Origin of the sequence: Falsiroseomonas sp. (assembly GCF_030695085.1) — a bacterium.
GTDB lineage: Bacteria > Pseudomonadota > Alphaproteobacteria > Acetobacterales > Acetobacteraceae > Falsiroseomonas.
This window is the reverse complement of the sequence record NZ_JAUYTS010000130.1, coordinates 1-25914: the sequence shown is the minus strand read 5'-3', so window position 1 is coordinate 25914 and position 25914 is coordinate 1. Positions and strand designations below refer to the sequence as shown.

Genomic DNA, 25914 nt, shown 5'->3' with positions numbered 1-25914 from the left:
CCCTGCCCCGCGCGACGCGGCCGGCCACGGCGCTGCATGAACAGAATGGCGTGCTCGGGCGCGCCAACCGGATGCTGGCGCGAGGCGCGGATCTGCTGGCGCTGTCGGCGGCGGATACGGCACGGGTGCCGTCCTCGGCGCAGGTCGAGGTGGTGGGCAACCCGGTGCGGCCGGCGCTGGCCGCGCTGGCGGGACAGGAATTCGTGGCGCCGGGCGAGGATGGCGTGATCCGCCTTCTGGTCCTCGGCGGCAGCCTGGGCGCGCGCATCTTCGCCGATGTGGTGCCGGGCGCCGTGGCGCTGCTGCCGGAAGGGCTGCGCCAGCGCCTGGTGGTGACGCAGCAGACGCGGGCGGAGGATCTGCCGCGGGTCGAGGCCGCCTATCGCGAAGCGGGCGTACCGGCGGACCTATCGCCCTTCTTCGGCGATATCGCGGTGCGGCTGGCGATGGCGCATCTGGTGGTGGCGCGCGCCGGGGCTTCGACGGTGGCGGAACTCGCCTGTGCCGGCCGGCCTTCCGTGCTGGTGCCGCTGCCGCACGCGATCGATGACCACCAGACCGCCAATGCCGGTTTGCTGGAAGGCGCCGGCGCGGCCTGGATCATGCAGCAACCCGGCTTCACGCCGGAGGCGCTGGCGCGCCAGATGCAGGCGATGTTCACCACCCCCGCCGTGCTGGCGCGCGCCGCCGCCGCCGCCGCCACGCTGGCCCGCCCGGATGCGGCGCGGCGGCTGGCGGACCTCATTCAGAATTTGACCCATCGCGGCGTTGCGATGGCGGAGTCCCGCTGATGCGCGCGCTGCCCCTTTCGATCGGTCCGATTCACTTCGTAGGCATCGGTGGCATCGGCATGTCCGGCATCGCCGAGGTGCTGCACAACCTCGGCTATTCCGTGCAGGGCAGCGATATCTCGGAGGGCTACAACGTCACCCGACTGCGCGAATCCGGCATTCCGGTGATGGTCGGCCACGATGCGGCCAATCTCGGCGCGGCGCAGGTTGTGGTCACCTCCACCGCGGTGAAGAAGGACAATCCGGAAGTGCAGGCCGCACGCGCGCGGCTGGTGCCGGTGGTGCGGCGCGCGGAGATGCTGGCGGAACTGATGCGGCTGAAATGGGCCGTCGCCATCGGCGGCACCCATGGCAAGACCACCACCACCAGCCTGGTCGCCTGCGTGCTGGAAGCCGCGAAGCTTGACCCCACCGTGATCAATGGCGGCATCATCAACGCCTACGGCACCAATGCGCGCCTCGGCTCCGGCGACTGGATGGTGGTGGAGGCGGATGAGAGCGACGGGTCCTTCCTGAAACTGCCCGCCGTCTGCGCCGTGGTCACCAACATGGACCCGGAACACCTGGACCATTGGGGCACGGCGGAGGCGATGAAGGAGGGCTACGCCCAGTTCGTCGGCAATATTCCCTTCTACGGTTTCGCGGTGCTCTGCGCCGACCATCATGAGGTGCAGGCGATGATCCCGCGCCTGTCGGATCGCCGCATCATCACCTATGGCTTCTCGCCGCAGGCCGATGTGCGGGCGGAAAAGATGATCACGGACCGCATGGGCGCGACCTTCGAGGTGGCGGTGCGGGACCGCGCGACGGGACGCAGCCGCACGCTGAAGCCGATGCGCCTGCCGATGCTGGGCAGCCACAATGTGCAGAACGCCATGGCGGCCATCGCCATCGGCCTGGAGATGGATATCGACGAGGCCACCATCCGCACCGCGCTGATGGGCTTCAAGGGTGTGAAGCGCCGCTTCACCCGCACGGGCGATGCCGGCGGCATCACCGTGATCGACGATTACGGCCATCACCCGGTGGAAATCGCCGCGGTGCTGAAGGCGGCGCGGCAGGCCGGGGCGCGGGATGTGGTGGCGGTGGTGCAGCCGCATCGCTATTCGCGCCTCGCCTCGCTGTTCGAGGACTTTTGTACGTGCATGAACGACGCCGGGACGGTGATTGTCGCCGACGTCTATGCGGCGGGTGAGCAGCCGATGCCGGGGTATGACCGGGATGCACTGGTCGAAGGGCTGCGCGCGCGCGGCCATCGCAGCGTGGTGCCGCTGCCCGGGCCGGACAGCCTGGCCGAAATGGTCAACGCCATCGCCAAATCGGGCGACTACGTCGTGTGCCTGGGCGCCGGCACCATCACCACCTGGGCGCATGCGTTGCCGGAACAGCTTCTGGCCCTGCAGTCCCGCACCCGGCCACGGCTGGCCGGGGGCCAGAAGTGACGGCGCCGCGCGACATGGCCCCGCACGCCACCCTGCCGCCGCTGCGTGGGCGCGTAACGCCGGCGGCCGAGCTGGCGCCCTTCACCTGGTTCCGCGTCGGCGGGCCGGCGGAGTGGCTGGTGCGGCCGGCGGATGTGGATGACCTGCTGCTGCTGCTGCGCGACCTGCCGGATGCGGTCCCGCTGACGGTTTTGGGTGCGGCGTCCAACCTCATCATCCGCGATGGCGGCGTTCGCGGCGTGGTGCTGCGCCTCGCCGGGCGCGGCTTTGGCGATGTGGCGGTGCAGGCCGATGGCATCATCGCCGGTGCCGCGGCGCTGGATGCGGTGGTGGCGGAGCATGCCGCGGCGGCGGGCCTTTCGGGCCTCGAATTCCTCTCGGGCATTCCGGGCAGCATCGGCGGTGCGGTTGCGATGAATGCCGGTGCCTATGGGCGCGAAGTGGTGGATGCGCTGGAGTGGGCGGAGGTGGCGACGCCTTCGGGTCTGCTGCGCATGACGGCGGCGGATCTGCACTTCGCCTATCGCCGCGCGACGCTGCCGGCGCGCGGCGTGATGGTGCGCGCGCGGTTCCGTGCGCAGCCCGGCGATCCTGCGTCCATCGCTTCGGAGATGGCGAAGATCCGCACGGCGCGGGAGGCCTCGCAGCCCGTGCGCGCCCGCACCGGCGGTTCCACCTTCAAGAACCCGCCGGGCCAGAAAGCCTGGGCGCTGGTCGATGCCGCCGGCTGCCGCGGGCTGGCGCGCGGCGGCGCGCAGGTCTCGGAGTTGCACGCGAACTTCCTGCTCAACACGGGCGGCGCCACGGCGGCCGATCTGGAAGGGCTGGGCGAGGAGGTCCGGGTACGGGTGCTGGCACAATCCGGCATCAGCCTGGAATGGGAAATCAAGCGCATCGGCGAGGTGGCGGCATGACGCGCGTATCCGTGCTGTTCGGCGGCGTCTCCGCGGAACGCGAGGTCAGCCTCGCCACCGGCCAGCAGGTGGTGGCGGCGCTGCGGGCCGCTGGCTTCGAGGTGACGCCGATCGAGGTCGGCGGTGACCTCGGCTCGGTCATCGGCGCGCTGCAATCGGCCAGGCCCGATGTGGTGTTCAACGCGCTGCATGGCCGCTACGGCGAGGATGGCTGCATCCAGGGCGTGCTGGACTGGATGGGCCTGCCCTACACCCATTCGGGCGTCCGCGCCTCCGCCGTCGCCATGGACAAATCGGCCGCCAAGGCGGTGTTTCTCGCGGCCGGGTTGCCGGTGGCGGAAAGCCGGCTGGTGACGCCGGAGGAGCTGGAGGCGGCGGACCCGCTGCCGCTGCCCTATGTGGTGAAGCCGGTGAATGAAGGCTCCTCCGTCGGCGTCGAGATTTTCCGCGAGGGCAATAACCGCCGCGCGGAAGTGGCACGCGCCTGGAAGTTCGACCGCCGCATCATGGCCGAAGCCTTCATCCCCGGGCGCGAGCTGACCGTTGCCGTGATGGGCGACCGGGCGCTGGAGGTGACGGAGATCGACACCGGCCACGTCTTCTACGACTACGAGGCGAAATACGCCGATGGCGGCAGCCGCCACACCCTGCCCGCCCCGGTGCATCCCGAAACCCGCGCGCTGGCCATGGATATCGCGCTGCGCGCGCATCAGGCGCTCGGCTGCCGCGGCGTCTCCCGCGCCGACCTCCGCTACGATGACAGCGCCGGCGAACCCGGGCGGCTGGTGCTGCTGGAGGTGAACACCCAGCCGGGCATGACGCGCACCTCCCTGGTGCCGGAACAGGCCGCGCATGTCGGCATCGGCTTCCCGGAGCTGTGTGCCTGGATGGTACGGGAGGCACGTCATGGCCCGTGAACCGATGGCCGCGCGGCGGGCGCCGGTGCGCGCCGCGCCTCGCAAGGACCCGGACCGGCCAAGCCGGTTGCGGCTGTGGCTGAAGCGGCGGCGCGGGCTGCTGCGGCCGGCGGCGCTGTGGCTGATTGGCTTTGGCCTGCTCGGCGCCAGCGGCTACGCGGTCTATGCGGTGGACCCGGCCGGGCGCGTGCGGGCGGTGATGGACAATGCCGCGGAACTCGGCCTCGCCGCCGGGCTGCAGGTGGCGGAAGTGGTGGTGGAAGGGCGGGAGAATACGCCGCCCGACCTGATCCGCGGCGCCATCGGTGCCGAACTCGGTGATCCCATGCTCGGCTTCTCGCCGAATGAGGCGCGGGAGCGGCTGGAGACGATTGCCTGGGTCAAGTCGGCCCATGTGGAACGCCGCCTGCCGGGCACCATCCTGGTGCGGCTGACGGAACGCGAGCCCTTCGCCATCTGGCAGCACCAGGGCCGTTTCGCGGTGATCGACCGCGCCGGCCTGGTGGTGGAGACGGAAACGCTGGACGCCTTCGGCCCGCTGCCGCTGGTGGTGGGCGCGGGGGCGGAGAAACACGCGGCGGCGCTGTATGATTTGCTGCTGGCGCATCGCAACATCCTGGCGCGCACCCAGGCGCTGGTGCGCGTCGGCGAACGGCGGTGGAATCTGCGCCTGCACAGCGGCACGGATGTGCTGCTGCCGGAGGGGCATGAAGCGCCGGCGCTGAACCGGCTTTCGGAACTGCAATCGCGCAATGCGCTGCTCGACCGGCCGCTGGTGGCGGTTGATATGCGCCTGCCGGATCGCCTCGTGGTGCGGCAGCAGCCGGTGGCGGAACAGCCCGCCGCGCCCGTGCGTCGCAACGCCAACCGGAGCACGCGCGGATGAACGCCTTGTCGCGCCTTCCCGCCGGTGTGGAGCCGCCCGGCGAACGCCGCCGCCGCGGCGCGCGCAGCGGCGTGTTCGGCGTGCTCGATATCGGCACCACCAAGGTGGTCTGCCTGATCGCGCGCATCGAGGGCGATGGCGAACCGCGCGTGCTCGGCTTCGGCTGGCAGCGCGGCCGTGGCGTGAAGGGCGGCTCGATCATCGACCTGGAGGAAGCGGAGCGCGCGGTGCGTGCCGCCGTCGGCCAGGCGGAGGAGATGGCGGATACGCAGCTCTCCGGCGCCATCGTCAACCTGTCCTGCGGCCAGCCGGATTCGCGGCTGCTGCATGTGCAGTGGCCGATCGGCGGCCGCGCGGTGACGGAACAGGATCTACGCGCCATCCTGACGGAAGGCCGCCGCCGCGGCACGGAAGATGGGCGGGAGACGGTGCACGGCTCCCCGGTTTCCTTCACCGTGGATGCGACGCCCGGCGTCGAGGATCCGCGCGGCATGGTCTGCGACACGCTGGGCGCCCGGGTGCATCTGGTGGATGCGTCGCAGGCCGCCTTGCGCAACCTCGGCGCCTGCCTGGCGCGTTGCGACCTGGAGGTGGAGGAGCTGGTCTCCTCGCCGCTGGCCGCCGGTCTCGCCACGCTGGTCGAGGATGAGAAGCGCATCGGCTGCACCGTCATCGACATGGGCGGCGGCACCACCTCGCTCGCCGTGTTCAGCGAGGGGCAGCTGATCCATACCGCGCAGATCCCGGTCGGCGGCTGGCAGGTGACGAACGACCTGGCGCGCGTGCTGTCCACGCCGATCAACCATGCGGAGCGCCTGAAGACTCTGCATGGCGGTGCGATGGGCGCGGCGGATGATGAGCGCGAAATGCTGCCCGTGCCGCTGGTCGGTGAGGATGAAGACCACATCGCCCGCGTGCCGCGCGCGATGATCGTCAACATCATCCGGCCCCGGCTGGAGGAGACCTTCGAATTCGTGCGCGAGCGGCTGGAAGCCGCTGGCGTCGCCAAGGAGGCCGGCACCCGCGTGGTGCTGACCGGCGGCGCCAGCCAGCTGATCGGCGCGCGCGAACTGGCAGCCCGCGTGCTGGACCGCCAGGTGCGTATCGGCCGGCCGCGCAGCGTGCGCGGCCTGCCGGAGACCGCCGGCGGCCCACCCTTTGCCGCCGCGATCGGGCTGCTCGCCTGGGGCGCAGGTGAAGGCCGGCCACTGATCGACATCGCCCCCGGCGCGGACCGCAATGGCGGCATGCTGCGCCGCTTCATCGAATGGCTACGGGTGCGCGTCTGATGCGCCCCGCTTCCTCCCTCACCCCTCCTCTACGGCCTGACGCAAGGCTGAGCTTTCCAGGAAAGGCCCCGTTCATGACCCTCAACCTGACGATCCCGAACCAGCAGCACACCGATTTCAGCCCGCGCATCACCGTGGTGGGGGTCGGTGGCGGCGGCACCAACGCCGTGAACAACATGGTCACCATGGGGTTGGAAGGCGTCGAGTTCCTGGTCGCCAACACGGATGCGCAGTCCCTGCAGCACAGCAAGGCGGATCGCCGCGTGCAGCTCGGCTCCTACCTGACGCAGGGCCTCGGCGCCGGTGCCAAGCCCGAGATCGGCCGTGGCGCGGCGGAGGAAGCGGAGACCGAGCTGGCACGCCACCTGGAAGGCAGCCACATGGTGTTCGTCACCGCCGGCATGGGCGGCGGCACCGGCACCGGCGCGGCGCCGGTCATCGCGCGCATGGCGCGCGAGCGTGGCATCCTGACCGTCGGCGTGGTGACCAAGCCCTTCGACTTCGAGGGGCCGAAGCGCCGCAAGGCGGCCGATGCGGGCATCGAGGAATTGCAGCAGTTCGTCGACACGCTGATCGTCATCCCGAACCAGAACCTGTTCCGACTGGCGAATGAGCGCACGACCTTCGCCGAGGCGTTCCGCATGGCCGACAACGTCCTGTACATGGGCGTGCGGGGCGTGACGGACCTGATGGTGAATCCCGGCCTGGTGAACCTCGACTTCGCCGATATCCGCACCGTGATGGCCGAGATGGGCAAGGCGATGATGGGCACCGGCGAGGCCGAGGGCGAAGGCCGCGCCGTGAAGGCCAGTGAGGAGGCGATCAGCAACCCGCTGCTGGAGGATACCTCCATGCACGGCGCGCGTGGCGTGCTCATCAACATCACCGGCGGCCTCGACATGACGCTGTTCGAGGTGGACGAGGCGGCCAACCGCATCCGCAAGGAAGTGGACGAGGAAGCCAATGTGATCTTCGGCTCCTCCGTCGATGAATCGATGAATGGCCGCATCCGCGTCTCCGTCGTCGCCACCGGCATCGATGCGCGTGAGGCCCGTGAGGCCGAGCGGCCGAAGTTGGTTGCGGTCGGTGGCGGCGGGATGCTGCAGGCGGTGGGCAGCCAGCAGGTGCCCCAGGGTCAAATGCAGGGGCAGCCGCAGCAGCCCGGCCTGCGGGCGCCGGCCGGCTTCACGCCGCGCGTCGCGGCCCAGCCGCAGCAGCCCCAGCATCCGGGCGCGGCGATGCGCCCGGCGCAGACCTACGCGGCACCGCAGCCGCACCAGGCGCCGCAGCCTGCCGCCCCGATGGCCGAAGCCGCCCAGGTGATGGAAGCCCCGGTGAACGTGGCACCGCAGTCTGAACCCGGGCTGCGGGCACCGGCGGGCACCCGTCCGGTGGCGCCGATGCCGCAGCCGCAGCCGACGGGCGGGCTGAACAGTCTGTTCCGCCGCGCCACCGGCCTGATGCGCCGCGACGTGCCGGAGGCACCAGTGCAGCCCCAGCAGCAGCCGCGCATGGAACCGGCGGCAGCGCGCCCGGTGGCGGCGCCGGCACAGCAGGACGAAATGGGCCTCGACATCCCGACCTTCCTGCGTCGCCAGAGCAACTAAGGCGACCAGGGCAAATTGGGGCAAAAATAGGGCCATACTGCGTTGCAATATTTCAGGTATTTCAATGTGTTGCGACGTAATATGGAGAAACAAGGCTTGAATGGCGCGGCGCCGGGGAAGATGGCACTAAGCCCCTGGGTCGCCGCGTTTGGCGGCCCATCCTGAGCGGAGCGACCGGGGAAACCGGGTTACCGACCAGGGTCACGTCCGGGTGATAGGCCGCTTGGTGCGGTCGCGGCACAGGGCGGGTCAGGGACGCAAGGCGCACATGGACGGTTTCCTCCCGATCGATCGGAGACGGCGCAAGACGCTGAAGACGGCGATCGGCTGCGTCGGCGTCGGTCTGCATAGCGGGCGCCGCGTGGCGCTCACGCTTCGCCCCGCGGTTGCCGGCACCGGCATCGTGTTCCGCCGCACCGATCTCGGCATCGACATTCCGGCCCGCTTCGATCGCGTGGTCGATACCCGTCTGTGCACAGCCCTGGTGGCCGAAGGCGCGCCGCAGGCCCGCATCGGCACGGTCGAGCATGTGATGGCGGCGCTGGCCGGAAGCGGCATCACCGACGCCGTGCTGGATCTGGACGGCCCCGAAGTGCCGATCATGGATGGCTCCGCCGCGCCGTTCCTGTTCCTGATCGATTGCGCCGGCACCGTCAGCCTGGAGGCTCCCGCCCCGGTGATCGAGGTTCTGCGCCGCGTCCGCGTCGATGAGGGCGAGGCCTTCGCCGAATTGCTGCCGGCCCAGGTCCCGGGCTTCGAGGCAACGATGCAGATCGAATTCCCCGCCACCGCCATCGGCAGCCAGCAGGTCAGCCTGCGGCTTTCCCCGGCCGCCTTCCGCGCCGGCGTGGCGGATGCCCGCACCTTCACCCTGGCCGAGGATATCGCCCGGCTGCGCGCCGCCGGCCTGGCCCAGGGCGGCAGCCTGGACAATGCCATCGTGGTGGATGGCCCGCTGGTGCTGAACCCCGGCGGGCTGCGCCGGCCGGATGAATTCGTGCGCCACAAGCTGCTGGATGTGGTGGGCGACCTGGCCCTGGCAGGGGCCGCCTTGTCCGCGCGCTTCATCGGCCATCGCTCGGGCCACGCATTGAACAACAAGCTGCTGCGGGCGCTGTTCGCGGATCATGGCGCCTGGCGGATGGTGGATGGCGAGGTACCGATGGACGGAGTCGCAACCCGGCTGCCGGCCGCCGCCGCGCCGGCCATGGCCTGAATTCGCTTGGCCGGCCTGGCGCAAGGCCGGGTGAAGTGACAGGCCGCCCGCTTTGCAATAGATCAGCGCGAGACACACGGCGGCGACCCGCGCCTTGCCGTGACCATGCCGCGGCATGGTATAGGGAAGCCCCATGCCTGACCGGTGCGCGATGCTTCGACGCTTTCTGCCCCTGATCCTCATCCTGCCCATCGCCGCCTGTACGGCCTGGGACGGGCGCATGAACACGCTCGGCGCATCACGCGCCGGCACACCCGGCGCCAGCGGGCAGGACACCTCTGCCGAGGGGCTCTATGCCCAGGGCATGGAAGCCCTGACGGCGGAGCGCTACCAGCGCGCGGTCGAGCTGTTCGACATGGTGGAGCGCGAGCACCCCTATTCCACCTTCGCCACCAACGCGAAGCTGATGTCCGCCTATGGCGAGTACATGCGGAATCGCTACACCGAAGCCCTCGGCGCGCTGGACCGATTCATCCAGCTGCATCCAGCGCATCGTGACATCGCCTACGCCTATTATCTGCGGGCGCTGAGCTATTACGAGCAGATCAACGACATCCAGCGCGACCAGCGGACCACGGAACTGGCCATGGCGGCGCTGCAGGATGTCTCCAACCGCTTTCCCAACACGCCCTATGCGCGGGATGCGCGGCTGAAGATGGACCTGGCGCGGGACCATCTGGCGGGGCGGGAGATGACGATCGGCCGCTTCTACCAGACGCGCCGCCTGCACACCGCCGCCATCGGCCGCTTCCGCCGCGTGGTCGATGAATTCCAGACCACCAACCACGTGCCGGAGGCCCTGCACCGCCTGACCGAGCTGTATCTGACGATGGGGCTGGTGGATGAGGCGCGGCGCACCGCCGCCGTGCTCGGCCACAACTATCCGGGCAGCCCCTGGTACCAGGACAGCTACGCGCTGCTGGTGAACGGCGCGGAGGGCACCGAAGCGAACCGGCCCGGCTTCGTCCGCCGCGTGGTCGGGTCCATCTTCTGACGACGCGCGCGCCACCGGCGCGATGCTGACCTCACTCGCCATTCGCGACGTGGTGCTGATCGAGCGCCTGGACCTGGGCTTCGGTCCGGGTCTGACGGTGCTGACCGGCGAGACGGGGGCGGGCAAGTCCATCCTGCTGGACAGTCTTGGCCTGGCGCTCGGCGCACGGGCCGAGAGCGGGCTGGTGCGCGCGGGCCAGTCCCAGGCCAGCGTCGCTGCAGCTTTTGCGCCGGCAGATGTCCACCCGGCGCGCAGCCTGCTGGTGGAACAGGGAATCGAGGCGGAGGACGAGATCGTGCTGCGGCGCATCGTCACCGCCGATGGCCGTTCCCGCGCCTTCGTCAATGACCAGCCGGTGGGGCTGGCGCTGCTGCGCCGCCTGGGCGCGCTGCTGGTCGAGGTGCAGGGCCAGCATGACCAGGTCGGGCTGACCGATTCGACCAACCATGCCGGGCTGCTCGATGCCTCGGGCGGGCTGGAGACACTGCGCGCCGCCAGCGGCACCGCCCACAAGGCGTGGCGGGAGGCGGAACGCGCGCTGGCGGAGGCGCGGGAGCGCATTGCCGCCGCGCAGCGCGACGAGGATTTTCTGCGCCATGCCGTCGCCGAATTGGAAAGCCTGGCGCCTTCCGAGGGCGAGGAGGATGACCTCGCCGCCGAGCGCCAGCGCCTGCAACAGGGCGAGCGGCGCGGCGAGGCGATCGCGGAGGCACTGTCCAGCCTGCAGCCGCGCGACCGCCGCAGCGCCAACCCCGCCAATGCCCTGCGCGGTGCCGCCCGCGCGCTGGAACGCCTGCCGGCGCCGAACACGGATGCGGAGCCGGCGCTGGACGCGATCGGCCGGGCGCTGGATGCGCTGGCCGAGGCCGAGACCGCGCTGGAACGCCTGGTGCAGGACGCCGCCCCCGACCCGCGCCGGCTGGAGCATGTGGAAGAAAGGCTGTTCGCGCTGCGCGCCGCCGCCCGCAAGCATCTGGTGCCGGTGGTCGAATTGCCGTCGCTGCTCGCCTCCCTGCGGGACCGGCTAGCGGCGCTGGATGCCGGAACCGGCCAGGTGGCCGAATCCGAGGCGCGGCTGGCCGCAGCCCGCACCGCCTATCTCGCCGCCAGCGGCCGGCTGACGGAGGCGCGGCGGGAGGCCGCGGCGAAGCTGGAAAAGGCGCTCGGCCGCGAATTGCCGCCGCTGAAACTGGACCGCGCCCGGCTGGTGGTGGATGTGGCCGCGAAGCCGGAAGCGGCCTGGGGGCCGGATGGCGTGGACCGGGTGACCTTCCTGGTCTCCACCAACCCCGGCCAGGCACCCGGTGCGCTGGACAAGGTGGCCTCGGGTGGCGAGTTGTCTCGCTTGATGCTGGCGCTGAAGGTGGTGCTGGCGCGCGGATCGCCGGTGCCGACCCTGGTGTTTGACGAGGTGGATAGCGGCGTCGGCGGTGCCACGGCCGCGGCGGTGGGCGAGCGCCTGCTGCGCGTGGCGGAACGCCTGCAGGTGCTGGTGGTGACGCATTCGCCCCAGGTGGCGGCGCGCGGCAGCCGGCATCTCTCGGTGGCGAAATCGGTGAAGGCCGGACGCGCCGAGACCCGCGTGACCCCGCTGGACGCGCCGCAGCGACGGGAGGAAATTGCCCGGATGCTGGCCGGTGAGCATGTGACGGAGGCGGCACGGATGGCAGCGGACAGCCTGCTGGCCGGCGGGCTGCTGTGAGCGCGCCCAGCCTGCGCGCCCGCGCCGTGGACGCCCTGACCGAGGAGGAGGCCGCGGAGGAACTCGCCGCACTGGCCGCCGAGATCGCGCATCACGACGCGGCCTATCACCGGCAGGACGCGCCGGAGATCACCGATGCCGAGTACGACGCGCTGGTACGCCGCAATCGCGGCATCGAGGCGCGCTTCCCCGACCTGATCCGCGACGACAGCCCGAGCCGCAAGGTGGGCGCCGAGACGGCCGAGGGCTTCGCGAAGCTGCGGCACGGCGTGCCGATGCTGTCGCTCGACAACGCCTTTGGCGATGCGGATTTTCAGGAGTTCACCGCCTCCGTCCGCCGCTTCCTGCGGCTGGGCGCCGAGGAACCGCTGGCCTTCGTGGGGGAGCCGAAGATCGATGGCCTGTCGATCAACCTGCTGTATGAGAACGGCGCCTTCACCCGCGGCGCAACCCGCGGCGACGGCATGGAAGGCGAGGATGTCACCCGCAACCTGCTGACCCTGCCCGAGAGCGAGCTACCGCGCCGGCTGGTGGGCGAGGCGCCGGCGCGCATCGAAATTCGCGGCGAGGTCTTCATGGAGAAGGCCGACTTCCTCGCCTATCGCGCCCAGCAGGCACAGGCGGCGGCGGAGCGGGAGGAACGGCGCGGGCGCGGGGAGAAGCTGGGCCCGGCCATCGTCGTGCCGGTGAACCCGCGCAATGCGGCCGCCGGTTCGCTGCGCCAGCTCGACCCCGCCATCACCGCGCAGCGGCCGCTGAAGCTGTTCGCCTATGCGATGGGGGAGGCCAGCGCGGCGCCGGCGGAGACGCATGCCGGCTGGCTGGACCAGCTGCGCGCCTGGGGTTTCCAGGTGAACCCAGCCTCCGAGACGCTGGCGGATGAAGCCGCCGTGCTGGATTTCCAGAAGCGCATGGCGGAAGGCCGCGCGGCGCTGCGCTACGACATTGATGGCGTCGTCTACAAGCTGGACCGGCTGGACTGGCAGCGCCGCCTCGGCTTCGTCGGCCGCGCGCCACGCTGGGCGATCGCCTGGAAATTCCCGGCGGAGCAGGCGGAGACGGTGCTTCTGGATATCGAGATCCAGGTTGGCCGCACCGGCGCGCTGACGCCGCGCGCGGTGATGCAGCCGGTCGGTGTCGGCGGCGTCATGGTCACCCATGCCAGCCTGCACAATGAGGATGAGATCGCCCGCAAGGATGTGCGGATCGGCGATACCGTCGTGCTGCAACGCGCTGGCGATGTGATTCCGCAGATCGTCTCCGTGGTGCTGGAGAAGCGCCCGGCCGATTCGCAGCCCTTCACCTTCCCGGATCGGTGCCCGGCCTGCGGCAGCCACGCCATCCGCCCGAATGGAGAGGTGGTGAAGCGCTGCACCGGCGGGCTGATCTGCCCGGCGCAGACGGTGGAACGCCTGATCCACTTCGCCCGCCGCAACGCCATGGATATCGAGGGGCTGGGCGAGGAGAACATCCAGGCGCTGCACGCCGCCGACCTGGTGAAGACGCCCGCCGACATCTTCCGGCTGCACAACCACGCCGAGACGATCCGCGGCTGGGAGGGCTGGGGCGCGCGGTCGGGCAAGGATGCGAAGCGCCTGACCAACCTGCTGGCCGCCATCGAGGCGCGGCGCCGCGTGCCGCTGGAACGCTTCATCTTCGCACTCGGCATCCGCCGCATCGGGGAGGCCAATGCCAAGCTGCTGGCCCGCCATTTTCATTCATTTGCCGAATGGCGCAGGAAGATGATCGCGGCGACGGTTGTCGGCTCCGAGGCGCGGGAGGAGCTGGGCTCCATCCAGGGCATCGGCCCCGCCATCGCGACCGAGCTGGCGGAATTCTTCGTGGAGGAACGCAACCGCGCGGCGCTGGACGATCTGGCGCAGGAAGTGACGCCGGAGGATGCGGTGGTGACCGCCGCGGCAGACAGCCCCTTCGCCGGCAAGGTCATCGTCTTCACCGGCTCGCTCGAGACCCTGTCCCGTGACGAGGCGGAGGCGCAGGCGGAACGCCTCGGCGCCAAGGTGACGAAAAGCGTGTCCAAGAAGACCGATTTCGTGGTCGTCGGCGCGGATGCCGGCAGCAAGGCGAAGAAGGCGGCAGAACTCGGCCTGCGCGTGCTGACGGAGGCCGAGTGGCGGGAGATGGCGGGGCTGGGCTGACCGCTTGCGCCCTGCCCGAACGCAACGTAATTCGGCGTCATGTCCGCATTCATGGTCGCCGCGCTGCTGCTCTCGGTCGCGGCCTATATCCACACCGTGTCGAACAAGCTGGGCCTGCGGCTGGAAAACCCGTCGGCGGAGAAGCTTTGGCGATTCGCCTCCTTCGCGGCGATGGTCGTCTGGGTGATCCTGATCCTGCGCGGCTACATGACGCGCCATTGGGCGGATGCGACGGCGGCGCTGCTCGGGTCCTTCGCGCTGAACTGGTGGTTCGGCCATCGCGGGCCGAAACCGGCCTGGCCGCTGGTCTCCCTGCTGTTCGCCGTGGTCGGGCTGGGGCTGGCGGCCTGGTCGGTGCTTTACGAATAGGGCGGCAGGTCGAGGCGCCAGGCCTCGGCATCCAGATCGGAGACAGGGAAGCGCCGGCAGACCAGCGGGTCATGGCCCGGGATCACCAGGCTTTCGTCACCGCCCGCCAGCGCCCGGGCCTTCCGCCAGCCCTGCACCATGGCGCCAAGGTCGTAGACGATGGGGAACGGATTCTCCCGCGCCATATTGGCGTAGTAGTGGCTGGCATCGCCGGCGATCACCAGCGGGCCGCGTTCGGTTGCCACGCGGACCATCTGCAGCCCGTCCGAATGGCCACCGATGCCGTGCAGCGTGACGCCGGGTGCGACCTCCCCTTCCCCATCATGGAAGCGCACGCGGTCGGCATAGACGGCGCGGACCAGGCGGACCACGTCCTCCACCTCGAAGGGGTGGCGCAGGCAGTGGCTGCACATGTGGCGACCGGTGGCGAAGGCCACCTCACGGTCCTGGATGTGGAAGGTGGCATTGGGGAACAGGCCGAGATTGCCGGCATGGTCGTAGTGCAGATGCGTCACCACCACGTCCCGGATCGCCTCGGCCGAGGTGCCGAGGGCGCGCAGGCCGTCCTCCGCCGGGCGCAGGATGGACCGGCCGCGGCGGGCGGCGGTGGCGGTGTCGAAGCCGGTATCGACCAGGATTTCGCGCCCCTCCGGCCCGCGCAGCAGCCAGACGAAATAGTCCATCGGCATGGCGTCATGCGCATCCTCGACGGGCATGATGAAATTGGCCTGGGCGTTGCGGTCGTGCTGCGCGTAGCGCAGGGCGAAGACCTGCCACATGGGGTCAGCCTTTCCGGTCGGAGAGTTCGCCAGCGGCCAGCGCCTCACTGAACTTCGCCGCCGCCGTGTGGTCCTGGCCCGGTCCGAGCAGCGCGGCGGCGGCGGCCCACAGCTCCCGTGTCTGGGCGGCGAGCGGAGCCGGCGTCGCGGTTTCGCGGCCGACCTGGAGGGCGATGGAAAGGTCCTTCACCATCAAATCCAGCCCAAAGCCGGAGTTGAATTTCCGCGACAGCACGAACTGCTTCAGCTTGCGCTGCGTGCTGTTGTTCATGCCAGTCGATGCATTCAGCACATCGACCATCACGGTGGGGTCGAGGCCGAAGCGGCTGCCGATCAGCAGCGCCTCCACGCTGACGAGAAACCCGGCGGCGCTGACCAGATTGTTCAGCGCCTTCATCGCCTGGCCGGCGCCGATATCACCGCAGCGGGTGATGGTGGTGCCCATGGCGCGCAGCAACGGGTCCACGCGGTCCAGCGACGCGGCCTCGCCGCCGGTCATGATGGCGAGCTCCCCGGTCTCGGCACGCGCCACACCGCCGGAGACGGGGGCATCCACCATCGCCACGCCGAGCGCGGCAAGGTCGGCGGCCAAGGCGCGGGTGGCGGAGGGTTCGCCGGAGGACATCTCGACCACAACCGCGCCACGCTTCAGGGAAGGGCGGATCGCGGCGAGCACGGCGGCAACGTCGCGGCTGGTGGGCAGCATGGTGATGATGGCGTCGGCGCCGTCCGCCGCCTGCGCCGCGCTGTCCGCCGCCGTGCCGCCGTGCCGGCTGGCGAAATCCGTGGCGCGGCCAGGCACCGCATCCTGCACGATGACGGAAAAGCCGGCCTCGATGAGACGACGCGCCATGGGCCAGCCCATGCTGCCGATGCCGATGAAGCCGATGCGGCCGATCCTGGCTTCCATGCCATTTCCCCCTCTTGTCCCGGCAAGGCTGGCGGCGTCAGCTCCGGGGGTCAAGCAGTGGGAGGATCAGGCATGTTCGAGGGCTTCACCGAGGAACGCCGCGCCGGCGATGGCGTGACGCTGCGGCTGCGGCGCGGCGGCGAGGGTCCGCCCCTGCTGCTGCTGCACGGCAATCCGCAGACCCACATGATGTGGAACCGCGTGGCGCCGGAATTGGCCAAGCGCTTCACCGTGATCTGCCCCGACCTGCGCGGCTACGGATTTTCGGACAAGCCATCACCCTCCGCGGACCATGCCGCCTATGCGAAACGGGCGATGGCCGCCGATATGCTGGCGCTGATGCGCGGCCTCGGCTTTCCGGAATTCCAGGTGGTGGCGCATGACCGGGGCGCGCGCGTGGCGCATCGGCTGGCGCTGGATGCGCCGCAGGCGGTGCAGCGGCTTTGCGTGATGGACATCGTCCCCACGCTGCATCACTTCGAAACGGCGGATATGGATTTCGCCCTGGGCTACCATCACTGGTTCTTCCTGGCCCAGCCGCATCCGAAGCCGGAGCGCATGATTCTGCGCGACGTGGAGGATTGGTTCGCCAGCCACACCTCGCGCGGGCAGCAGGATGTGTTCGCGCCCGAGGCGCGCGCGGACTACATCGCGGCGCTGCACCAGCCCGGCACCGTGATGGGTATCTGCGAGGATTATCGGGCGGCGATCACCATCGACCTGGAGCACGACCGCGCCAGCCGCGCGGCCGGGCAGAAGGTGGAATGTCCGCTGCTGGCGCTGTGGGGCGCCAAGGGCAAGATCGAGGTCTGGTACGATGCGCTTTCCGTCTGGCAGGACTATGCGCGCGGCCCGGTCAGCGGCCACAGCGTGAATTCCGGGCACTATCTGGCGGAGGAAGCGCCGGTGGACGTGCTGGCGGCGCTGGAGGGGTTTCTGGCGCGCTGACGTTCAGCCGAAGCGGGTCTCGGGCAGGATGAAGGGCAGATCGGTGTCGCCGGTGGCGGCGCCGAATCCTGAAAGCAGCGCATGCACCTGGCCGCGGTGATGCGTCTGGTGATTGAAGAAATGCGTGACCAGAACCCAGCGCGGGCGGCTGATCTCGCGACCCATGGCACCACTGAACCAGCCGAGCGAACCCTGTAGCCAGGCCGGCTGTAGCGCCGCCGCCCAGGCCTCGATCCGGGCATCCATATCCTGCCGCGCCGCCTGCATCGCAGGCCATTCAGGGTGCAGCGTCGGGCTGTCCTTGATGCCGCCGCCGGGCGCGGGCCAGCCGGCGAAGCGGGACATCCAGATGGCGTCGCCCCACATCAGATGGCTCAGCGTGCCATGGATCGAGCCGAAGAAGGCGCCCCGGTCCTCCCGCCGCTGCTCCTCCGTCAAGCCAGACGCAGCCGCATAGACACGATGATTCATCTCGGCGTTGTAGGCGGCCATCAGGCGCACCCATTCCACCGTCACCATCACACATTCTTCCAGAAGAAGACCGTATCGCAGGGGCTGCGGTCCGGCCACAGCGCGTAGCCGGGCAGCACGCCCAGCTCGACCCAGCCAAGCTCCCGGTACAGCGCCTCCGCCGCCTCGCCCTTCGCCGTGTCCAGCACCAGCAGGCGGCGGCCGATGCCGCGCGCGGTCTGTTCGGCGCGGCGCATCAGCGCGCGCGCCACGCCACGGCGGCGCGCGGCGGGGTCCACCAGCAGCTTGGCGATCTCCGCCCGGTGCGGCTGGTTCTGCGGCATGTCGAGCATGAGCTGCACCGTGCCCACCAGCACCCCATCCACCCAGGCCACCAGCAGCACGCGCCTGCCCAGCGCCACATCGGACGAGACGCGCCGGAAGAAATCGCGCGCCGTGGTGGGCGCGAGCGGCGGGAAGAAGGACACGCTGGCGCCGGCCTCGACGCAATTCACCAGGATGCGGGCGAGCTGCGTCTCGGCGCTCGCCGCCGCACCGGCATCCAGCGCCTCCACCACCAGGCCCCGCAGCGGCTTGGTGTAGCGGAATTCGAGGCTGTTCGAGACATCGTCCAGGATGCGGATGGAGCCCTGCCGCACATAGCCGGTCTTCTCATAGAAGCGATGTGCCGCCTCGAACCGCGTATCGGTCCACAGCACCAGGCGTTCCGCCCCGGCATCGCGCGCATGTGCCTCCGCCGCCTTCAGCAGGCGCTGCGCGAGGCCGGTGCCGCGCGCGGCCTTGTCCACATAGACGCGGCAGATCTCCCAGGCCTCGTCGTCGCCGAGCGGCCGGGTGGCCGCCATGCCGATGATCCGGCCATCCTGTTCCGCCGCCCACAGCGCGCCGCCGGCTTCCGCGAAATAGGTCGCGAGCGCGCGCAGCTCCGGCACTTCCCCATCCACGTCGAGCACGCAGTTGGGGTATTCGGCCCAGCAATCGCCGACGAGGGCGATGAAGCCCTCCGCATCCTCGTCGCGTCCCGGGCGCAAAGTCATGCGAGACCTTTGCAGAACTCCTGGATACGCGTGCAGGCCTCCCGCAGGCTGTCCGTATCCGTGGCGTAGGAGATGCGGACATAGGGGCTCATGCCATAGGCGGCGCCCTGCACCAGCGCGACATGCGCTTCCTCGATCAGGGCGAGGGCGAAGTCCGTATCCGTCTCGATCCTGCGGCCACCCTTGCTGGTCTTGCCGAGGCAGCCGGCGATGTTCGGGAAGACGTAGAAGGCGCCTTCGGGCTTGTGGCACTGGATGCCCGGCGCCTGGTTCAGCATTTCCACCACCAGGTCGCGGCGATCCTTGTAGATGGCCGCGCGTTCCTTCACGTAGTCCTGCGGGCCATCCAGCGCCGCGACGGCGGCGGCCTGGCCGACCGTGCTGATGCCGGAGGTGAGCTGGCTCTGCATGTTCACCATCGCCGCGATCAGGTTCTTCGGCCCGCCGCAGAAGCCGACGCGCCAGCCGGTCATGGCATAGGTCTTGGAGACACCGTTGACCGTCAGCACGCGGTCCTTCAGCCGCGGCTCGACTTCCGCGATCGTGCAGAACTCGAAGCCGTCATAGACCATGTGCTCATACATATCGTCCGTCATCACCCAGACATGCGGGTGGCGCAGCAGGACCTCGGCGATCGCCTTCATATCATCGCGCGAGCAGGCGGCGCCGGTCGGATTATTGGGGAAATTCAGGATCAGCCACTTGGTCTTCGGCGTGATTGCCGCTTCCAGATCCTCCGGCCGCAGCTTGAAGCCGTTGTTCTGCGGGCAGGTGACGGGCACAGGCTTGCCGGTAGCGAGCTTCACCATGTCGGCGTAGGAAATCCAGAACGGCGCCGGGATCAGCACCTCATCCTGCGGGTCGCAGGTGCCGAGCAGGGCGTTCATGATGACCTGCTTGCCGCCATTCGAGATCATGATCTCGTCCAGCGCGTAGTCCAGGTTGTTGTCGCGCTTGAACTTGCGCTGCACCGCCTGCTTCAGCGCCTTGGTGCCGTCCTGCGGCGGATACTTCGTGTCGCCGGACAGCGCGGCCTGATAGGCGGCGTCGATGGCATGGCGCGGCGTCTCGAAATCCGGCTCGCCGATCGCCAGGCTGATGACCTTGATTCCCTTGGCGGCGAGTTCGCGGCCCTTGGCGGTCATGACCGCGGAGGCGGACAGCTCGATATCCTTCAGGCGATTGGCAAGCGCGGGCATTTTTTCGAATAACTCCTGGCGAAGGAGCACAACCTAATCCCGGACGGGCCGCTGCTCAATCCGTAGGCGGGCGTTCCATGACCCAGTCGTATGGCTGTTCCCCGACCAGCACGAAGCCCTGGCGTTCCCAGAAGCGGCGGGCGGGGCTGTCCTTCAGCACCGCGATGGCGCAGCGCCGGCCCGGATGCCGCGCCAGGGCCTGGGCCACCACGGTCGCGCCGAGGCCCCTGCCCTGCCATGCCGGCTCCAGATACAGGCTGTGCAGATCCACCGCCTCCGCCCCCGGCTCCAGCCCGATGCAGCCGAGGGTCTGGCCCTGATCCTCGATCACCAGCATGCCGCCACCGGCGAAGGCGGCCTCCATGCGGGCACGCCGTCGCGCCGGGTCCCAGCGGCCGGCGCGTTCCAGATGCGGCCGCATGACGCGGATGGACAGGTCCAGCAGCGCCTCGAAATCCGCCCCGGTGGCGGGGCGGAACGCGAAGGTCACTTCAGCGCGGCGCAGAAATCCTGGATGCGGGTGCAGGCGTCGGTCAGCGTCGCATCGTCGGTCGCGTAGCTGATGCGGATATGGCCGGGGAACATGAAGGCGGCACCATGCACCGCGGCCACGCCCTTTTCTTCCAGCAGCGCCAGGCAGAAGGCCTCGTCGCTGTCGATCTTCGCCCCGCCGGCGCTGGTCTTGCCCAGGCAGCCGCGGACGTCCGGGAAGACGTAGAAGGCGCCTTCCGGCGTCGGGCAGCGCATGCCCTCGGCCTTGTTCAGCATGCCGACCACCAGGTTGCGCCGGCGCTCGAAGGCCTGGCGCATTTCCTCCACACTGTCCTGCGGGCCGGTCAGCGCCTCGATCGCCGCGGCCTGGCTGATGGAGCTGGTGTTGGAGGTGGACTGGCTCTGCAGCTTGTCCATCGCCTTGATCAGCTGGATCGGCGCGCCGGCGAAGCCGATGCGCCAGCCGGTCATGGCATAGGCCTTGGAGCAGCCATTCATGGTGACGGTGCGATCCTTCAACCGCGGCTCCACCTCCACCACCGTCGCCGGCTTCATGCCGTCATAGGCCAGCTTCTCATAGATATCGTCGGAGAAGATCCACACATCCGGATGCCGCAGCAGCACATCCGTCAGCTCCTTGAGCTGGGCGGCGTTGTAGCCGGCGCCGGTCGGGTTGCAGGGGTTGTTCAGGATCAGCCACTTGGTCTTCGGCGTGATCGCGGCTTCCAGCTGCTCCCCGGTCATGCGGAAGCCCTGGTTGGGGCCACAGGGGACGATGACGGGCGTACCCTCGGCCAGCGCCACGATATCGGGGTAGGAGACCCAGCACGGGGCGGGGATGATCGCCTCGTCACCCGCATTGATGGTGGCGACCAGCGCATCGAAGATCACCTGCTTGCCGCCGGTGGCGACCAGGATTTCCTCCGGCGTGTAGTCGATGCCGCTGTCGCGCTTGAACTTCGTGCAGATGGCCCGGCGCAGCTCAATGGTGCCGGCGACATCGGTATACCGTGTCTCGCCCCGCTCGATGGCGGCGATGGCGGCGTCCTTGACGTTGCGCGGCGTCTCGAAATCCGGCTCGCCGACCGAGAGGGAAATGATGTCCCGCCCCTGCGCCTTCAGCGCGCGGGCCTTGCCGGTCACGGCAATGGTCTGCGACGGCGAGATGCGGTTCAGGCGATCGGCAATGAGGTTCATGTGCGGTTTTCCGGCGTCCTGCCCACCCCCGCGGGGCGGCGCCACTTTTCCTAACCCTCGACGCCGGGCGCGTCCACAGCCGCGGCGCGGCTATTCGTCCCCAGCCGCGGCGCGGCTATTCATACACAGCCTCGGCGCGGCTATTCCAGGCGAAGCGGCCGGTAGCCCTGGAAGGTGAAGCCCTTCTCCCGCATGCAGGTGGTGCGATACGCCTCCCGCGCCCGGGTTGCGATATCGACCATGTCGTAGCGGGCGGGGCGGAAGCGTTCCGTGGTGCGGCAGCGTTCGCGGTCGCCATCGCGCCAGCAATTGCGCTCCCGCTCGATGCGCGCGGGGGCCACCTGCTGCCAGACCATCTGCGGCGGCACGGCCATCTGCGCCTCCGCCCCGCAGGCCTCGTTCATCGCATCCGCCTCAGCCTCCGAGGTACCGGGGCGGGCCCAGCGCTCGGCGCAGGCGGAGAGCAGCGGAATCAGGACCAGCAGCAGGAACAGGGGGCGCATGCGTCCAATCTGGCAGGGATTTGTGAATAAACCAGGGCCGGCTAACGCCGCCGCACCAGGCGCAGCGCCAGCGCAAGCGCCACCCCGACCACCGCCACCAGCACCGTCGCCAGCGCATACAATTCCGGCGTCAGGCCGAGCCGGACCGTGGAGAAGATCACCATGGGCAGGGTGGAGGCACCGGGGCCGGAGACGAAGCTCGCGATCACCAGATCGTCCAGCGACAGGGTGAAGGCCAGCAGCCAGCCGGCGGCGATCCCCGGCGCGATCAGCGGCAGGGTGATGACGGCAAACACCTTCCAGGGCCGGGCGCCGAGGTCCATCGCCGCTTCCTCCAGGCTCAGGTCGAAATCCGCGAGGCGCGACTGCACCACCACCGCCACATAGGCCGCACCAAAGGTGGCATGGGCGATGGCGACGGTGCTGGCGCCGCGGCCGGCGGGGAAGCCGAAGACGGATTCCATCGCCACGAACAGCAGCAGCAGGGACAGGCCGGTGATCACCTCTGGCATCACCAGCGGCGCGGCCATCACGGCGCCGAACCCGGCGCGCCCCGGAAACCGCCCGAAGCGGGCCAGTGCGAAACCCGCCAGCACGCCGAGGATGGTGGCCATGGTGGCGGAGATGGCGGCGATGCGCAGCGACAGGCCAAGCGCGCCCATCAGCACCTCGTTCCGCCACAGGCCCTCATACCAGCGCAGCGAGAAGCCGGTGAAGGTCGTCACCATCCGGCTGTCGTTGAAGGAGAACAGCACCATCAGCAGGATCGGCAGGTACAGGAAGGCGAAGCCCAGCCCGAGCGGAATGGCCAGCCGGCCGATGCCCCTCATCGCCCGGCCCGCCACTGGAACAGCGCGATGGGCAGCACCAGCGCCGCCAGCAGCACAATGGCCAGCGCCGAGGCCAGCGGCCAGTCGCGGTTCTGGAAGAACTCGGTCCACAGCACGCGACCGATCAACTGCGCCCCCGGCCCGCCGAGCAATTCGGGAATCACGAACTCCCCCACCGCCGGGATGAAGACCAGCAGGAAGCCGGCGACGATACCGGGCAGCGACAGTGGCAGCGTGATTTGCAGGAAGGCCCGCCAGGGCGGGGCACCCAGATCCTCCGCCGCCTCCAGCAAGGACGGATCGAGCTTCGAAAGCGTGGCGTAAAGCGGCAACACCATGAAGGGCAGGTAGCAATAGGTGATGCCGATATACATCGCCGTATCGGTGTAGAGCAGCGGGATCGGCTCCGCGATCACCCCCAATGTCAGCAGCGCGCCGTTCAGCCAGCCCTGGTCCTGCAGGATGCCGATCCAGGCCGTGACGCGCAGCAGGAAGCTGGTCCAGAAGGGCAGGATCACCAGCATCAGCAACAGATTTTTCCATGTCTCCGGCGCCCGCGCGATGGCAAGGGCCATGGGGTAGCCGATGAAAAGACACAGCGTGGCGGAAACGGCGGCGACGCGCAGGCTGCGGAGATAGGCGTCGAGGTAGTAGGAATCTTCCAGCAACAGTTGAAAGTTCGCCAGGTTGAGTTGCAGCACGGCGGTCGCCTCGCCGGACCAGCGCAGCAGCGGCGCATAGGGCGGCAGGCCCTCGCTGGGCTCGGCAAAGGCGATGGACAGCACGAAGGCGAAGGGCACCACGAAGAACAGCGCCATCCAGGCCCAGGGCAGCGCCAGCACCAGGCGCCGCCGCGTTCGCGGCGTCATTCGGGCAGCACCATGCTGGCCTGGCGGTCCCAGGTGACGGCGACGGTATCCTCCCAATCCACCGGGCGTTCGGTGCGACGGCGCAGATTGGGCTGGCTGACACGCACTTCCTTGCCGTTCGCGAGCACCACGTAGTACAGGAAGAAATCGCCGTAATAGCCGATGTCCCGCACCCGCCCGACGAGGCGGTTGTCGCCGAGCGGCGTGCCGGGCGCGACACGCTCGATCCGCATGCGCTCGGGACGCAGCGCCACGAAGACGCGGGCACCGAGCGGCTTGCTGGCGGCTGGCTCCGCCAAAATGTCAAAATCCAGTTCCGAGCTGCCGATGCGGACGCCTTCGGCCTCCACGCCCTCCACCACACCCTCAAGGATATTGGCAGTTCCCAAAAATTCCGCGGTGAAGCGGCTGTTGGGGAATTCATAGACGTCGGAGGGTGTGCCCACCTGCGCCAGCGTGCCGCGATCCATCACGGCGAGGCGGGTGGCCATGGTCATCGCCTCCTCCTGGTCATGGGTGACGATGACGAAGGTGGTGCCGGTGCGTTCCTGGATGTTTATCAATTCAAACTGCGTGGATTCACGCAGGTTCTTGTCGAGCGCGGAGAGTGGCTCATCAAGCAGCAACAGCTTCGGGCGTTTTGCCAGCGCGCGCGCCAAAGCCACGCGCGCGCGCTGGCCACCCGAAAGCGCCGCGGGTTTGCGGTCGCCAAAACCTTCCATCTTCACCATGGCCAGCATCTCGGTGACGCGGTCGCGGATGACGGATCTGGCCGCACCCTCCTGCTTCAATCCGAAGCCGATATTCTGCGCCACGCTCATATGCGGAAACAGCGCATAGGACTGGAACATCATGTTCACCGGCCGCGCATAGGGCGGCACGCCGGCCATGTCCTGCCCATCCAGCACGATGCGGCCGGCGTCGGGCTCCAGGAACCCCGCCAGGCAGCGCAGCAGGGTGGATTTGCCGGAGCCCGAGCCACCCAGCAGCGCGAACAGCTCGCCGCGATAGATCGGCAGGCTCACCTCATCCAGCGCCACGAAATCGCCGAAGCGCTTGGTCAGCTTCTCGATGCGGAGGAACGGCTCCGCGGCGGGGTCGCGCCAGGGCTCTGCCGCGCCAGGCCGTTCCGCGAGGCTCACCGCCCCGCCTTGAAGCGCGCCCACATGCGGTTGCGCGTGCGCTCCGCCGCCTGCGCGACCGGGCCGATGGTGAAGAAGCGCGCGCGCATCGCCTCCGGCGGGAACACCGCCGGGTCGGCCGCCACATCCGGCGCCACCAGCGCCTGGCTGGCCGGCACGCCGTTCGGGTAGCGCACATGGTTGGTGATGGCCGCCATCACGTCCGGCTGCAGCAGGAAGTTGATGAAGGCGTGCGCGTTCTCGGGGTTCGGTGCATCGGCCGGGATCGCCAGCAGGTCGAACCAAAGCTGCGCGCCCTCCGTCGCCGCCACATAGCTGACGGCAACGCCGCGATCGGCCTCCTTCGCCCGCACGCTGGCCTGGATCGCATCGCCGGAATAGGCGAAGGCGAGGCAGGTCTGGCCACTCGCCAGCGCCTCGATCGTGCCGCCGGTGGAGAAGCTGCGGATGAAGGGGCGCACCGCCATCAGCGTGCGCTCCACCTCCCTGAGATCACCGGCATCGGTGCTGTCGGGGTTCTTGCCGAGATAGCGCAGCACGGTCGGGATCACATCCGATGCGCTGTCCATCATGCTGATGCCGCAGCGCGCGATGCGGCGCGCATGGGCGGGGTCGAACATCAGCCGCAGACTGTCCATCGGCGCATCGGGCGCCAAGGCCTGGATGCGCGCGGTATTCACCCCAAGCCCGATGCTGCCCCACAGATACAGCGCGCCGAAGCGGTTCCCGGGGTCGGATGACGCGACCTGCGCCTGCAAGGCCGGGTCCAGATTGGCCAGGTTCGGGATCTGCGCGCGATCCAGCGGCAGCAACCCGCCGGCGCGTGCGAGGCGGGAGAAGGTCGGCTCGCCGGTCGGCACGATGATGTCGTAGCCGGATCGCCCGGCGGAGATCCGGCCCTCCAGCGTCTCCAGGCTGTCATAGATGTCGTAGCGCACGCGGATGCCGGTCTCGCGCGTGAAGCGCTGGACCATGTAGGGGTCGATATAGTCGTTCCAGTTGAAGACATTCACCACGCGTTCCTGCGCCACCGCCGGCGGCGTCGCGGCAGGGGCCGCCAGGGCGGTGAGCAGGGTGGCCACGAGGGCCAGGCGACGCATCATCATGGGTGTCTCCCGGGCAACAGCAGCGCGGATGCTAACACGGACGCGCGATGGCGCATCAAGGCACAAATACCTAACACTCAGGGAATTTGTTCTTGACTTGTTCCAGGGGCAGCTGTAGTCAGCACGCACCAAGGGGCGAGTTGCG

The 25914-nt window shown here is 69.4% G+C and carries 25 protein-coding genes; 13 read left to right on the top strand and 12 right to left on the bottom strand.

Annotated features, from left to right (window positions below):
• The 12 genes from Q8S40_RS14470 to Q8S40_RS14415 form a co-directional block, all read left to right on the top strand.
• On the top strand, positions 1 to 791 hold a 791-nt coding region (locus Q8S40_RS14470; RefSeq protein ID WP_305670926.1), incomplete at its 5' end, for a glycosyltransferase.
• Complete coding sequence (gene murC, locus Q8S40_RS14465; RefSeq protein ID WP_305670925.1) at positions 791 to 2233, top strand: UDP-N-acetylmuramate--L-alanine ligase; 1443 nt, start codon at positions 791 to 793, stop codon at positions 2231 to 2233. The genes Q8S40_RS14470 and murC, both read left to right, overlap by 1 nt.
• Before the next feature lie 14 nt (positions 2234 to 2247).
• Positions 2248 to 3147 (top strand): UDP-N-acetylmuramate dehydrogenase, encoded by a 900-nt coding sequence (murB, locus tag Q8S40_RS14460; protein WP_305670924.1) that lies wholly within the window; start codon positions 2248 to 2250, stop codon positions 3145 to 3147.
• Entirely contained in the window at positions 3144 to 4064 is a 921-nt protein-coding gene (locus Q8S40_RS14455; protein ID WP_305670923.1) for a D-alanine--D-alanine ligase, read from the top strand. Before murB ends, Q8S40_RS14455 begins: the two co-directional genes overlap by 4 nt.
• Positions 4054 to 4950 carry a cell division protein FtsQ/DivIB gene (locus Q8S40_RS14450; RefSeq protein ID WP_305670922.1) on the top strand — a complete coding sequence of 299 codons (897 nt, stop codon included), beginning with the start codon at positions 4054 to 4056 and terminating at the stop codon, positions 4948 to 4950. The genes Q8S40_RS14455 and Q8S40_RS14450 overlap by 11 nt, the downstream gene beginning before the upstream one ends.
• Entirely contained in the window at positions 4947 to 6239 is a 1293-nt protein-coding gene (ftsA, locus tag Q8S40_RS14445; protein WP_305670921.1) for a cell division protein FtsA, read from the top strand. Before Q8S40_RS14450 ends, ftsA begins: the two co-directional genes overlap by 4 nt.
• Positions 6240 to 6313: 74 nt before the next feature.
• Positions 6314 to 7846, top strand: a complete 1533-nt coding sequence (ftsZ, locus tag Q8S40_RS14440) for a cell division protein FtsZ (protein WP_305670920.1) — start codon at positions 6314 to 6316, stop codon at positions 7844 to 7846.
• 268 nt (positions 7847 to 8114) lie between these two features.
• A complete protein-coding gene (gene lpxC / locus Q8S40_RS14435) occupies positions 8115 to 9062 on the top strand; it encodes a UDP-3-O-acyl-N-acetylglucosamine deacetylase (RefSeq protein WP_305670919.1) in 948 nt (315 codons plus the stop codon).
• Positions 9063 to 9213: 151 nt separating this feature from the next.
• On the top strand, positions 9214 to 10056 hold the full coding sequence (locus Q8S40_RS14430) for an outer membrane protein assembly factor BamD (protein ID WP_305670918.1): 843 nt from the start codon (positions 9214 to 9216) through the stop codon (positions 10054 to 10056).
• A 22-nt stretch (positions 10057 to 10078) separates the two neighbouring features.
• A complete protein-coding gene (gene recN / locus Q8S40_RS14425) occupies positions 10079 to 11758 on the top strand; it encodes a DNA repair protein RecN (RefSeq protein ID WP_305670917.1) in 1680 nt (559 codons plus the stop codon).
• 11 nt (positions 11759 to 11769) lie between these two features.
• Complete coding sequence (ligA, locus tag Q8S40_RS14420; protein ID WP_371136836.1) at positions 11770 to 13917, top strand: NAD-dependent DNA ligase LigA; 2148 nt, start codon at positions 11770 to 11772, stop codon at positions 13915 to 13917.
• 39 nt (positions 13918 to 13956) lie between these two features.
• Positions 13957 to 14286: a hypothetical protein gene (locus tag Q8S40_RS14415; protein WP_304808832.1), complete on the top strand. Its 330-nt coding sequence runs from the start codon at positions 13957 to 13959 to the stop codon at positions 14284 to 14286.
• Here the strand turns inward: Q8S40_RS14415 and Q8S40_RS14410 are convergent.
• Complete coding sequence (locus tag Q8S40_RS14410) at positions 14277 to 15065, bottom strand: N-acyl homoserine lactonase family protein (RefSeq protein WP_305670916.1); 789 nt, start codon at positions 15063 to 15065, stop codon at positions 14277 to 14279. The two genes, Q8S40_RS14415 and Q8S40_RS14410, sit on opposite strands and share 10 nt — an antisense overlap.
• Before the next feature lie 4 nt (positions 15066 to 15069).
• Positions 15070 to 15975, bottom strand: coding sequence for an NAD(P)-dependent oxidoreductase (locus Q8S40_RS14405; protein ID WP_305670915.1), 906 nt, complete (start codon positions 15973 to 15975; stop codon positions 15070 to 15072).
• A 72-nt stretch (positions 15976 to 16047) separates the two neighbouring features.
• Here Q8S40_RS14405 and Q8S40_RS14400 point away from each other — a divergent pair, with 72 nt between their 5' ends.
• The gene (locus tag Q8S40_RS14400) at positions 16048 to 16923 is read left to right on the top strand and encodes an alpha/beta fold hydrolase (protein WP_305670914.1); all 876 of its coding nucleotides are present in this window, start codon (positions 16048 to 16050) and stop codon (positions 16921 to 16923) included.
• A 3-nt stretch (positions 16924 to 16926) separates the two neighbouring features.
• Here Q8S40_RS14400 and Q8S40_RS14395 read toward each other — a convergent pair whose 3' ends face one another.
• From Q8S40_RS14395 to Q8S40_RS14350, 10 genes are all read right to left on the bottom strand, one after another.
• On the bottom strand, positions 16927 to 17442 hold the full coding sequence (locus tag Q8S40_RS14395) for a DinB family protein (protein ID WP_305670913.1): 516 nt from the start codon (positions 17440 to 17442) through the stop codon (positions 16927 to 16929).
• On the bottom strand, positions 17442 to 18431 hold the full coding sequence (locus tag Q8S40_RS14390; RefSeq protein WP_305670912.1) for a GNAT family N-acetyltransferase: 990 nt from the start codon (positions 18429 to 18431) through the stop codon (positions 17442 to 17444). The genes Q8S40_RS14395 and Q8S40_RS14390 overlap by 1 nt, the downstream gene beginning before the upstream one ends.
• Positions 18428 to 19630 (bottom strand): pyridoxal phosphate-dependent aminotransferase, encoded by a 1203-nt coding sequence (locus tag Q8S40_RS14385; protein ID WP_305670911.1) that lies wholly within the window; start codon positions 19628 to 19630, stop codon positions 18428 to 18430. Before Q8S40_RS14385 ends, Q8S40_RS14390 begins: the two co-directional genes overlap by 4 nt.
• A gap of 55 nt (positions 19631 to 19685) precedes the next feature.
• Positions 19686 to 20120: a GNAT family N-acetyltransferase gene (locus Q8S40_RS14380; RefSeq protein WP_305670910.1), complete on the bottom strand. Its 435-nt coding sequence runs from the start codon at positions 20118 to 20120 to the stop codon at positions 19686 to 19688.
• Positions 20117 to 21319 (bottom strand): pyridoxal phosphate-dependent aminotransferase, encoded by a 1203-nt coding sequence (locus tag Q8S40_RS14375; protein WP_304807034.1) that lies wholly within the window; start codon positions 21317 to 21319, stop codon positions 20117 to 20119. Before Q8S40_RS14375 ends, Q8S40_RS14380 begins: the two co-directional genes overlap by 4 nt.
• A 140-nt stretch (positions 21320 to 21459) precedes the next feature.
• On the bottom strand, positions 21460 to 21822 hold the full coding sequence (locus Q8S40_RS14370) for a hypothetical protein (RefSeq protein ID WP_305670909.1): 363 nt from the start codon (positions 21820 to 21822) through the stop codon (positions 21460 to 21462).
• Positions 21823 to 21863: 41 nt separating this feature from the next.
• A complete protein-coding gene (locus tag Q8S40_RS14365) occupies positions 21864 to 22652 on the bottom strand; it encodes an ABC transporter permease subunit (RefSeq protein WP_305670908.1) in 789 nt (262 codons plus the stop codon).
• On the bottom strand, positions 22649 to 23521 hold the full coding sequence (locus tag Q8S40_RS14360) for an ABC transporter permease subunit (RefSeq protein ID WP_305670907.1): 873 nt from the start codon (positions 23519 to 23521) through the stop codon (positions 22649 to 22651). Before Q8S40_RS14360 ends, Q8S40_RS14365 begins: the two co-directional genes overlap by 4 nt.
• Positions 23518 to 24663 carry an ABC transporter ATP-binding protein gene (locus tag Q8S40_RS14355; RefSeq protein ID WP_305670906.1) on the bottom strand — a complete coding sequence of 382 codons (1146 nt, stop codon included), beginning with the start codon at positions 24661 to 24663 and terminating at the stop codon, positions 23518 to 23520. Before Q8S40_RS14355 ends, Q8S40_RS14360 begins: the two co-directional genes overlap by 4 nt.
• A complete protein-coding gene (locus tag Q8S40_RS14350) occupies positions 24660 to 25769 on the bottom strand; it encodes a polyamine ABC transporter substrate-binding protein (RefSeq protein ID WP_305670905.1) in 1110 nt (369 codons plus the stop codon). The genes Q8S40_RS14355 and Q8S40_RS14350 overlap by 4 nt, the downstream gene beginning before the upstream one ends.
• Positions 25770 to 25914: the final 145 nt, after the last annotated feature.

Bases quoted from the DNA above. Each gene is read 5' to 3' on its own strand.
- Q8S40_RS14455 (WP_305670923.1), top strand. From the start codon at position 3,144: ATGACGCGCGTATCCGTGCTGTTCGGCGGCGTCTCCGCGGAACGCGAG.
- Q8S40_RS14405 (WP_305670915.1), bottom strand. From the start codon at position 15,975: ATGGAAGCCAGGATCGGCCGCATCGGCTTCATCGGCATCGGCAGCATG.
- Q8S40_RS14415 (WP_304808832.1), top strand. From the start codon at position 13,957: ATGTCCGCATTCATGGTCGCCGCGCTGCTGCTCTCGGTCGCGGCCTAT.
- Q8S40_RS14410 (WP_305670916.1), bottom strand. From the start codon at position 15,065: ATGTGGCAGGTCTTCGCCCTGCGCTACGCGCAGCACGACCGCAACGCC.
- Q8S40_RS14375 (WP_304807034.1), bottom strand. From the start codon at position 21,319: ATGAACCTCATTGCCGATCGCCTGAACCGCATCTCGCCGTCGCAGACC.
- Q8S40_RS14400 (WP_305670914.1), top strand. From the start codon at position 16,048: ATGTTCGAGGGCTTCACCGAGGAACGCCGCGCCGGCGATGGCGTGACG.
- Q8S40_RS14390 (WP_305670912.1), bottom strand. From the start codon at position 18,431: ATGACTTTGCGCCCGGGACGCGACGAGGATGCGGAGGGCTTCATCGCC.
- murC (WP_305670925.1), top strand. From the start codon at position 791: ATGCGCGCGCTGCCCCTTTCGATCGGTCCGATTCACTTCGTAGGCATC.
- murB (WP_305670924.1), top strand. From the start codon at position 2,248: ATGGCCCCGCACGCCACCCTGCCGCCGCTGCGTGGGCGCGTAACGCCG.
- ftsZ (WP_305670920.1), top strand. From the start codon at position 6,314: ATGACCCTCAACCTGACGATCCCGAACCAGCAGCACACCGATTTCAGC.
- Q8S40_RS14350 (WP_305670905.1), bottom strand. From the start codon at position 25,769: ATGATGATGCGTCGCCTGGCCCTCGTGGCCACCCTGCTCACCGCCCTG.
- Q8S40_RS14395 (WP_305670913.1), bottom strand. From the start codon at position 17,442: ATGGTGACGGTGGAATGGGTGCGCCTGATGGCCGCCTACAACGCCGAG.
- Q8S40_RS14430 (WP_305670918.1), top strand. From the start codon at position 9,214: ATGCTTCGACGCTTTCTGCCCCTGATCCTCATCCTGCCCATCGCCGCC.
- Q8S40_RS14365 (WP_305670908.1), bottom strand. From the start codon at position 22,652: ATGAGGGGCATCGGCCGGCTGGCCATTCCGCTCGGGCTGGGCTTCGCC.
- lpxC (WP_305670919.1), top strand. From the start codon at position 8,115: ATGGACGGTTTCCTCCCGATCGATCGGAGACGGCGCAAGACGCTGAAG.
- recN (WP_305670917.1), top strand. From the start codon at position 10,079: ATGCTGACCTCACTCGCCATTCGCGACGTGGTGCTGATCGAGCGCCTG.
- Q8S40_RS14370 (WP_305670909.1), bottom strand. From the start codon at position 21,822: ATGCGCCCCCTGTTCCTGCTGCTGGTCCTGATTCCGCTGCTCTCCGCC.
- Q8S40_RS14450 (WP_305670922.1), top strand. From the start codon at position 4,054: ATGGCCCGTGAACCGATGGCCGCGCGGCGGGCGCCGGTGCGCGCCGCG.
- Q8S40_RS14360 (WP_305670907.1), bottom strand. From the start codon at position 23,521: ATGACGCCGCGAACGCGGCGGCGCCTGGTGCTGGCGCTGCCCTGGGCC.
- Q8S40_RS14385 (WP_305670911.1), bottom strand. From the start codon at position 19,630: ATGCCCGCGCTTGCCAATCGCCTGAAGGATATCGAGCTGTCCGCCTCC.
- ftsA (WP_305670921.1), top strand. From the start codon at position 4,947: ATGAACGCCTTGTCGCGCCTTCCCGCCGGTGTGGAGCCGCCCGGCGAA.